Consider the following 7,646-nt stretch of genomic DNA (forward strand, 5'->3'; position numbering starts at 1 on the left):
AGCCCACTTCAAGACGCTGAAATATCAGCCTGAATTTCCCAAGAAGTTTGAAACTATCGAGCAGGCCCGCGACTTCTGCCGCAGGTTCTTTGCATGGTACAACGAAGAACATCATCACGCAGGTATCGGGTTGATGACCCCCGATCAGGTCCACTTCGGACAGGCCGAGGCTATCTATGCCGCACGCCAGGAAACCCTCGATACTGCGTTCATCAGCACGCCCGAGCGCTTCGTCCGCAAGCCACCCAGGCCGCCTCACATCCCGACTGCTGTCTGGATAAATCCACCAAAGCAAACGCAGGGAAACCAAGCTTAAAGTCCAAAAGCCACTGCCTCAAAGTCGTTGACACGTTCCGGGGCGGCTGCCCGGTGCCAGGATGATCGCGCGCGCCTCGATCTCCACACCGCTTACGAGCAGACGGCCAGGGCCAAGCAGTCGTGCGCGGCCCGATACAGCGCGCTTGCCCAACTCTTCCGGCACCGCCTCCGGTCCCTTCACGAAACCGTCGCGCATCTTGCGGACCCTTGCCAGCACGGCGGGAATGTCGGCGCGCAACGCCTCTGCGCCCCGGATGCCGAATGCGTCAAAGTCATGGCGCCGGTGAAACGCATTCGCCGCCTCGATCAGCGCCTTCGACGGCATGCAGCCCACGGCCGCACAGGTGGTGCCCCAGTGGCCGTCATTGACCAGCACGAAATCATCGGTATAGCGACGCACCTCGCGCAAGGCGGACAGGCCTGCGCTGCCCGCCCCGACGATGACGGTATCGACCTTCCTGCTCATTGGTCCGCGTCGCGCTTGGTGGCGTGTTCGGTGCCCGGCGTATGTTCGGGCGGGCTGTAGGTGGTGAACAGCTTCAGCATCCCCGACCCGGTGTTGCGGAAGTTGTGGAATACGCCCGAGGGCACGATGCTGACATCGCCATCGGCGATCGTCGTTTCCACATCACCGATCTTGGCGATACCTGTGCCCGCAACGAAATAGAGCAACTGGTCGTGCCCCTCGTGCCCCTCGTGCACCTCCCCGCCGATCTCGCCCCTTTCGGGGATCGCCATCAGCACCAGCTGTGTCTTGTCGCCGGTCCACAGAACCTTGCGGAACTCATCGTTCTTCCGGGCAAGATTTACGACGGGCAGCGTCAATTTTTGCGTCTCAGACATCTGTGCAACCTCCATCACTCCAAGCCGCAGCATGGACCACAAAGCTGTCAGCCGTCATTGATACAAATCAGTTCGGCAAGTGCAGATGTGGGCTACTCTTCAGCCTCCGGGGTTGTTCCGGTCAAAATCAGAAGGAGATCACGAATGTCCGCACGCGAACAGTATATCGAGAAGGCCAAGGCCAGGATCGACCAGTGGAACGCCGAGATCGACAAGATGAAGGCACAGGTCCACGAGGCAGAGGCCGATGTGAAGATCAAGTATCAAAAGCAACTCGACAAAATGCGCGCGCAGCGTGATGACGGTGACGCGAAGCTGAAAGAGGTGCGCCACGCCAGTGACGCGGCATGGGACGACATGAAGTCCGGGTTCGACAAAGCCTGGGGCGATATTGCAGGCGCTTTCGACGACGCCAGATCCCGGTTCAAATGAGAAGGCTGCCCATGACCATCCTCAGAAGCTTGCGGATCGGAGCTCTCGCCGCTGGGGTCGCGGCCTTCGCTTTGCCTGCGGCGGCGCAGGATACGGGCGCGCTGACCACAACAGACGGCGTGCGCACTGAAATCACTCAGGCGATGGAGGCCATTGCCACCTATTCGGAGCAAGAGCGCGATCAGGCGCTGGCAGAGGCCCGCGCGGCGCTGACCCGGCTCGACGCCGAGATAGACCGGCGCGAAGAGGCGCTGCGCGAAACTTGGGCCGAGATGTCGGACGCCACGCGCGATACCGCGCGCGCCCGGCTGATGGATCTGCGCGAGGCGCGCAACCGTCTGAGCGAGCGTTATGGCGCGCTGGAGACAGGCGCAAGCGGCGCGTGGGACGAGCTGAAGACCGGGTTCTCCGCCGCCTGGGGCGCATTTTCAGCAGCCTGGACTGCGGCGGACGAAGGCAAACCCGCGAATTGAACGGGGTTGGCGGCGCTTGAAACCCGCGACAGGCAGCCGCCGTCAGTCTCGCATTTGTGCATATCTCCGGGGCATTTGATGGGCACGGCTCTCTGGATCGTCGTGGCGGCAGCGCTTTTGACCGCGATCCGCCTTCTTGACGATGATGGTTTTCCGGATGCTGGACCTTATACTTGGCACTAACCGACATAAGGAGAAACCATGTCCCCGATCATCCGCGCCTTTTTCGACAGACCCACGGGCAGCCTGCAATATGTGTTTCACTGTCCCGTCACCCGGGAAGCGGCCATCGTCGATCCGGTCTGGAACTTCTACCCCGAAGCCGGGGCCGTCACGACCGAGAGTGCGGATGAAATCCTCGCCTATATTGCGGCCGAAAATCTCAAGGTGGTCTGGGTGCTCGACACTCATCCCCATGCCGATCATTTTACCGCGGCGCGCTATCTGTCCGACAAGCTCGGTGCGCCCACGGCCATCGGCGAAAAGGTGACGGATGTGCAAAAACTGTGGAAAGACCTCTATCATCTTGGCGACGATTTCCATACCGACGGCTCGCAATGGGACCGACTGTTTGCCGAAGGCGACGAGTTCATGGTGGGCGAGATTGCGGTGCGCGTGATGTTCTCGCCGGGGCACACGCTGGCGTCAATCACCTACGTTGCGGGGGATGCGGCGTTCGTCCATGACACGCTGATGATGCCCGAAAGCGGAACCAGCCGCGCCGACTTTCCCGGCGGCAGCGCCGAGGATTTGTGGACTTCGCTGCGCGCCATCCTCGAACTTTCCCCCGACACGCGGCTTTATATCGGGCACGACTACCCTGACTCTGGCGCCGCCCCTGAATACATGGCATCCGTGGCAGAACACCGCTTGCGCAACCGGCATGTGAAGGACGGTATCGGCAAGGCTGAGTTTATCGCCACCCGAACCGCCCGCGATGAGACGCTGACCCTACCAGAGCGTATGTTGGCGGCGCTTCAGGTCAATATCCGGGGCGGACGCTTGCCCGAGGCAGAGGCGGATGGTCACAGCTATCTGAAGATCCCCGTTGGAAAGTTTGACCCGCTATGAACGATACCTACACGGCAGCCTTTGCCAGGATCACCGGAGCCACGGGGGAAGATGTGCGCCCGGGCGAAGCGCGCAATGGCATGGTCCATGTCGTTTCGCTGATCCTGACCAAGACGGCGGACGCCCTGATCGACCCCAAGCTAGTACTGGCTTGGCTGCTGACCGCACTTGCAGCACCAAGCGCCATGATCGGCCTGCTCGTTCCTGTGCGCGAGGCGGGCGCGCTGCTGCCGCAGCTTGCATTTGCCCGCAAGGTCGAGGCCAGCCCTGAGCGCAAGCGGTTCTGGGCGTTGGGAAGTGCGGTGCAGGGCCTCGCAGCGTTCGGTATCGCCGGTGGCGGCGCTTTTGCTGACAGGTGCCTTGGCGGGCGTGGTGATCTTGGCCTGCCTCGCCGTGTTGGCTGTGGCGCGCTCGGCCTCATCCGTCAGCTATAAGGACGCGCTGGCGCGCACCATCGCCAAACGGCGGCGCGGCGCGGTCACGGGTCTGGCGGCCTCAATCGCCTCGATCTCGGTCTTTGGTGTTGGCTTCTTGATGGCGACCGGGCTGTTCAATGTCGCAGTCGCACCGCTTGCGGCCATCATCGCTGTGGCCGGGGCGGCATTTCTGCTGGCCTCGCTGATCTTCATGACCTTGCGCGAGCCGCACACAGACCCCGAAGACACGGGTGACGACGGCTCGCTGGCGGCACTGATCCAGCCTATCCTGACCGATGCGCAACTCCGCCTGTTCGTGGCCTCGCGTGCGGCGCTGGCCGTCACTGCACTTGCACCACCCTTCATCGTCATGCTGTCAGCCGCATCGGGACGCAGCGCGCTGGACGGCCTCGGGCCGCTGGTGATGGCGTCAACGGCCGCGTCGGTGCTGGCATCCTATCTGTGGGGGCGGTTGTCCGACCATTCCAGCCGACAGACCCTGATGGCCGCGGGCGCGCTCGGATCCGCAGTTTTCGCCGTGGTGGGGGCGTTGGGCCTCGCGTTTGGCGGCCTCGGCGGAACCTATGGCGCGGCGGCTGCAATCTTCGCCGCACAAATCGCCTACGAGGGCGTGCGCGCCGGGCGCAAGCTGCACCTGACCGACATGGCCGAGGATGCGTTCCGTGCCCGGTATACCGCGCTGTCCAACACGCTGATCGGTCTGGCGCTGCTTGGGGGCGGGCTGTTCGGGCTTGCGGCGGACCGGTTCGGCCCCGCCTCCGTGCTGCTGGCCTTCGCGGTCATTGCAGCGCTCGGGGCGGTGTTGGCGCGCGGCCTTGACGAGGTGCAGAAGGACTGAACCAGAACGGCGGATTTTTCGGCGCTGCTTTGACGTACACGTGCACCTATTCACAGGTCAGTGCGACTAAGTTGCCGGTGCCACTCCACGCAAAAGGATGAAGATTTCCCTCCAGTCGGCCACCAAATGCGACATTCCGCCCAGGCTGATCACATGGGCACGATCATCAACACCTCCCGGCGATCTTCATGTGCAGTAGGTGGTCTTGTCACGCTTGCGTTCCTGTCTCCCAAATTATTTAGGCAGCCTTTCGTTCGAACGCCAATGGACTTTTACCACCCAGCGATGAGTGCCGCCGTCGTGGGTTATAGAACCCATTGATATACTGGGATATAGCCTCTTCAGCCTGGCGTTTGGTTTCCCATAGGTTGCGCCAGATTAGCTCTGCCTTGAGAGACTTGAAGAATGTTTCGACCATGGAGTTATCGTAACAATTTCGCTTGCCGCTCATGGACACTGCGAAGCCATGCTTTGACAAACGTTTCTGGTAGTCATGTGAACAGTATTGGGCGGATTCAACCGGTCGTCGCAACACCCCATTTTAGGAGGTGTTGATGACCACAACAGGCAGACGAAAATCCGAACGTTCAACCAGGGGCAAATTAAATTCGCCAGGAAGGCCGCCAGTCTGGCAACGTGAGAATCTATGCCGGTTCTGGCGGGGCGTGGCCGCAGGTCATTCCAGTGAGGTGTCCGCTATCGAAGCGGGTGTTTCCGGTCCTGTCGGAATCCGGTGGTTTCGGAGTTCTGGTGGAATGCCTCCCACACATCTTGCACCTTCGGCGGTGCCCCTTACGAACCGGACACTGACCTTCTCTGAGCGAGAATAAATTGCATTGGAGTACGCGAGTGGGACGGGTATCCGCGCAATCGCGCGCAAGCTGTCGCGGTCACCGAGCACGGTATCGCGAGAGATAAGGCGCAATTCTGCAACGCGCAGCGGTGATTTCGACTATCGTGCGATCACGGCGCAGTGGCATGCGGATCGTGCAGCACCGCCCAAAATCAAGCAAGTTGTCAAGTAACTCCACCCTGCGCGATTATGTGCAGGACCGTCTCTCAGGTCTTATCGCTACGCCGGGTGGCATCGCCTTCGATGGGCCTGTTGTGGTATGGAAAGGGCGACGGGCCGTTCATCGGCAAAGTCGGCGCTGGTCTTGTGCCTGGAGCCCAGAACAGATCGCGCAGCGTCTGAAAATAGACTTTCCTGAGGACACAACACTGCGGATTAGCCACGAGGCCATCTATCAAGCGCATTACATTCAAGGAAGGGGTGCCGTGAAGCGGGAGCTTTCGGCCTGTCTGGGCTCAGGCTGCGCACTGCGATTGCCCCGCGAACGCGCCCGAGGTCGTGGCAGACCCTACCTCGCAGATGCGCTGATGATCAGTGACCGCCCGGCAGAGGTTGGCGCTAGGGCTGTGCCGGGTCATTGGCCTTACGGCGAATGCCTGAATTCGCCGTAAGGCTGACAGGAAGGCGACCTCATTTTCGGTCTCGGAAGTTCAGCCATTGGCACGCTGGTCGAGCGCACAACACGCTTCACCATGCTCTTGCACCTGCCGCGCATGGAGGGCCATGGGAAGGGCAAAGTGCCCAAAAACGGACCAGCACTGGCTGGCCATGGTGCAGAGGCCGTCCGCGATGCTATCGCAGGGACAATCATGGGGCTTCCGGCGTGTCTTCGCCGATCTTTGACTTGGGACCAAGGTGCGGAAATGGCCCAACATGCGCAACTCCAAATCGAAACGGGGCTGAATATCTATTTCTGTGACCCGCAAAGCCCCTGGCAGCGGGGGAGCAACGAAAATACCAACGGCTTGCTGCGACAATACTTTCCCAAGGGCGCGGATCTCAGCCAGCACGGTGTCAATGAGTTGAGCCCGGTCGCGCATGCTTTGAACACAAGACCCCGCAAAACCCTCGGCTGGAGGACTCCCGCCGAAGCTCTCGACCAATTGCTCAAACAGGATATAGTTGAATGTGTTGCGACGACCGGTTGAATCCGCCTTGTGATCCACGATCCGTGTGGTGAATGCACCCTTTTGGAGGCTGCCGTAAAGCCACCGCCATATCCAATGCGCGGATTTCCAGATCCCGTTTCATGCGATTGGCTAACGGCCCAGCCAATAACACGGCGGGAATATAGATCCAGAATAACGGCAAGTTAAAGCAACCTCTCGCTGGTCCATATATACGAGATGTCGCCCACCCACTTCTGGTTGGGCCCATCTGCAGAGAAATCCTGATCCAACAGATTGGGGGCAATATTGAAAGCATGGTTGCTGTCTGTCGTGACCTTGAACTTTTGAGTTCTGACGATCTTAATGCCGTTCTCACGCATCAAAAGACCTAAGCGCCGGTACCCGACCTTCAGCCCCCGCTCCTGCAACTCTTCTGTCATACGTAGCCTGCCATAACTTTGCAGGCTGAGATGATGTTGGTTACGAATATAGGCCAAGATCACCATATCATCACGCTGCCGCTGACACATTGGGCGAACCCTCCATGCTCTAAAACCACGTGATGTGACCCGCATGACTCGGCACAGAAACTCAACCGGCCATTCTTCTTTCCATGCCTCGATAAAGGCGAACCTCACTGGCTTTGGCCTGCAAAAACGATCGCTTTTTTCAACACTTCTCTCTCCTCGCGCAGCAGGCGGACTACCCGAATGGTCTGCAGGTTTACGCATCGGTACATTTGGTATGTCTGTCCGCGCGCCACCCGCGTGATTATTGCCCCGCTGCCGCCAAGAATCAGCGCGCAGCTCAGTCAGCGCGTTGTTTTGGCCTTGGGCGCCAAGTGGGGTTCTGCCCCTGCGGTCTTGTCGACCGGTTCTGTTTTGGCTTCTGGCTCGGGCCCGCTCCAGCGCGGAATTGTCAGTTTGCCATCAAGCCTCCGCCCAGGAAGCCGCCTGTCGCCCGGCGTGTCAAACGCATCTTCGCCAAGGCCCAAACCCGTACCAGCATGCGTGTCGCCAGAAGATCCCCCCAGATCAAAGCCGGGCCGATCGGTCTTATGAACAGCGGCGGCGGCACGGGGCTCGTCTTTCGCAGGTTTTTTCGGATTAGGTTTGCCGGGAACATCGGCCGCTGCCGACGACTTGGGCAAAGTGGATGTTTTCAATTTATCATTCATGGGCACCTCTATTAATACCATAAATGGTCAATGATCGCCCCGTAAGTAATTGTTTTCATTGCGGTCCCCTTTGGCGGTTCTGAATTAATAGAGGT

At 60.0% G+C, this 7,646-nt stretch carries 9 protein-coding genes and 3 pseudogenes; 7 read left to right on the forward strand and 5 right to left on the reverse strand.

Annotated elements, in window-relative coordinates; all coding sequences use genetic code 11:
• On the forward strand, positions 1-316 hold a 316-nt coding region (locus tag BMY36_RS18310; RefSeq protein ID WP_139194142.1), incomplete at its 5' end, for an integrase core domain-containing protein.
• 18 nt (positions 317-334) lie between these two features.
• On the opposite strand, the gene BMY36_RS18315 is transcribed toward BMY36_RS18310, so the two are convergent.
• Both BMY36_RS18315 and BMY36_RS18320 read right to left on the reverse strand, forming a co-directional pair.
• Positions 335-784, reverse strand: a complete 450-nt coding sequence (locus BMY36_RS18315) for an FAD-dependent oxidoreductase (RefSeq protein WP_050518350.1) — start codon at positions 782-784, stop codon at positions 335-337.
• A complete protein-coding gene (locus BMY36_RS18320) occupies positions 781-1,161 on the reverse strand; it encodes a cupin domain-containing protein (RefSeq protein WP_050518353.1) in 381 nt (126 codons plus the stop codon). The genes BMY36_RS18315 and BMY36_RS18320 overlap by 4 nt, the downstream gene beginning before the upstream one ends.
• A 144-nt stretch (positions 1,162-1,305) precedes the next feature.
• Here BMY36_RS18320 and BMY36_RS18325 point away from each other — a divergent pair, with 144 nt between their 5' ends.
• From BMY36_RS18325 to BMY36_RS18340, 5 genes are all read left to right on the forward strand, one after another.
• On the forward strand, positions 1,306-1,593 hold the full coding sequence (locus BMY36_RS18325) for a sll1863 family stress response protein (protein ID WP_050518349.1): 288 nt from the start codon (positions 1,306-1,308) through the stop codon (positions 1,591-1,593).
• An 11-nt stretch (positions 1,594-1,604) separates the two neighbouring features.
• Positions 1,605-2,066 carry a hypothetical protein gene (locus tag BMY36_RS18330; protein WP_050518348.1) on the forward strand — a complete coding sequence of 154 codons (462 nt, stop codon included), beginning with the start codon at positions 1,605-1,607 and terminating at the stop codon, positions 2,064-2,066.
• A 201-nt stretch (positions 2,067-2,267) separates the two neighbouring features.
• Positions 2,268-3,137, forward strand: coding sequence for an MBL fold metallo-hydrolase (locus tag BMY36_RS18335; protein ID WP_050518347.1), 870 nt, complete (start codon positions 2,268-2,270; stop codon positions 3,135-3,137).
• Positions 3,134-3,571 (forward strand): hypothetical protein, encoded by a 438-nt coding sequence (locus BMY36_RS20675; protein ID WP_231579650.1) that lies wholly within the window; start codon positions 3,134-3,136, stop codon positions 3,569-3,571. Before BMY36_RS18335 ends, BMY36_RS20675 begins: the two co-directional genes overlap by 4 nt.
• Positions 3,483-4,412, forward strand: a complete 930-nt coding sequence (locus tag BMY36_RS18340; RefSeq protein ID WP_231579649.1) for an MFS transporter — start codon at positions 3,483-3,485, stop codon at positions 4,410-4,412. Before BMY36_RS20675 ends, BMY36_RS18340 begins: the two co-directional genes overlap by 89 nt.
• Before the next feature lie 238 nt (positions 4,413-4,650).
• Here BMY36_RS18340 and BMY36_RS18345 read toward each other — a convergent pair.
• Positions 4,651-4,923: pseudogene (locus tag BMY36_RS18345) on the reverse strand (integrase core domain-containing protein); the annotation flags it as partial.
• A 43-nt stretch (positions 4,924-4,966) separates the two neighbouring features.
• Here BMY36_RS18345 and BMY36_RS18350 point away from each other — a divergent pair.
• Positions 4,967-6,413: pseudogene (locus BMY36_RS18350) on the forward strand (IS30 family transposase).
• 7 nt (positions 6,414-6,420) lie between these two features.
• On the opposite strand, the pseudogene BMY36_RS19695 reads toward BMY36_RS18350, so the two are convergent.
• Both BMY36_RS19695 and BMY36_RS18360 read right to left on the reverse strand, forming a co-directional pair.
• A pseudogene (locus tag BMY36_RS19695) lies at positions 6,421-7,074 on the reverse strand (IS3 family transposase); the annotation flags it as partial.
• 111 nt (positions 7,075-7,185) lie between these two features.
• Positions 7,186-7,551 carry a hypothetical protein gene (locus BMY36_RS18360; protein WP_050518345.1) on the reverse strand — a complete coding sequence of 122 codons (366 nt, stop codon included), beginning with the start codon at positions 7,549-7,551 and terminating at the stop codon, positions 7,186-7,188.
• Positions 7,552-7,646 lie beyond the last annotated feature (95 nt).

It is taken from the genome of Pseudorhodobacter antarcticus, from assembly GCF_900110135.1.
Taxonomy (GTDB): domain Bacteria; phylum Pseudomonadota; class Alphaproteobacteria; order Rhodobacterales; family Rhodobacteraceae; genus Pseudorhodobacter; species Pseudorhodobacter antarcticus.

Coding starts and splice junctions, on each gene's coding strand:
- BMY36_RS18335 (WP_050518347.1), top strand. CDS start 2,268: ATGTCCCCGATCATCCGCGCCTTTTTCGACAGACCCACGGGCAGCCTG.
- BMY36_RS18315 (WP_050518350.1), bottom strand. CDS start 784: ATGAGCAGGAAGGTCGATACCGTCATCGTCGGGGCGGGCAGCGCAGGC.
- BMY36_RS18330 (WP_050518348.1), top strand. CDS start 1,605: ATGACCATCCTCAGAAGCTTGCGGATCGGAGCTCTCGCCGCTGGGGTC.
- BMY36_RS18320 (WP_050518353.1), bottom strand. CDS start 1,161: ATGTCTGAGACGCAAAAATTGACGCTGCCCGTCGTAAATCTTGCCCGG.
- BMY36_RS18360 (WP_050518345.1), bottom strand. CDS start 7,551: ATGAATGATAAATTGAAAACATCCACTTTGCCCAAGTCGTCGGCAGCG.
- BMY36_RS20675 (WP_231579650.1), top strand. CDS start 3,134: ATGAACGATACCTACACGGCAGCCTTTGCCAGGATCACCGGAGCCACG.
- BMY36_RS18325 (WP_050518349.1), top strand. CDS start 1,306: ATGTCCGCACGCGAACAGTATATCGAGAAGGCCAAGGCCAGGATCGAC.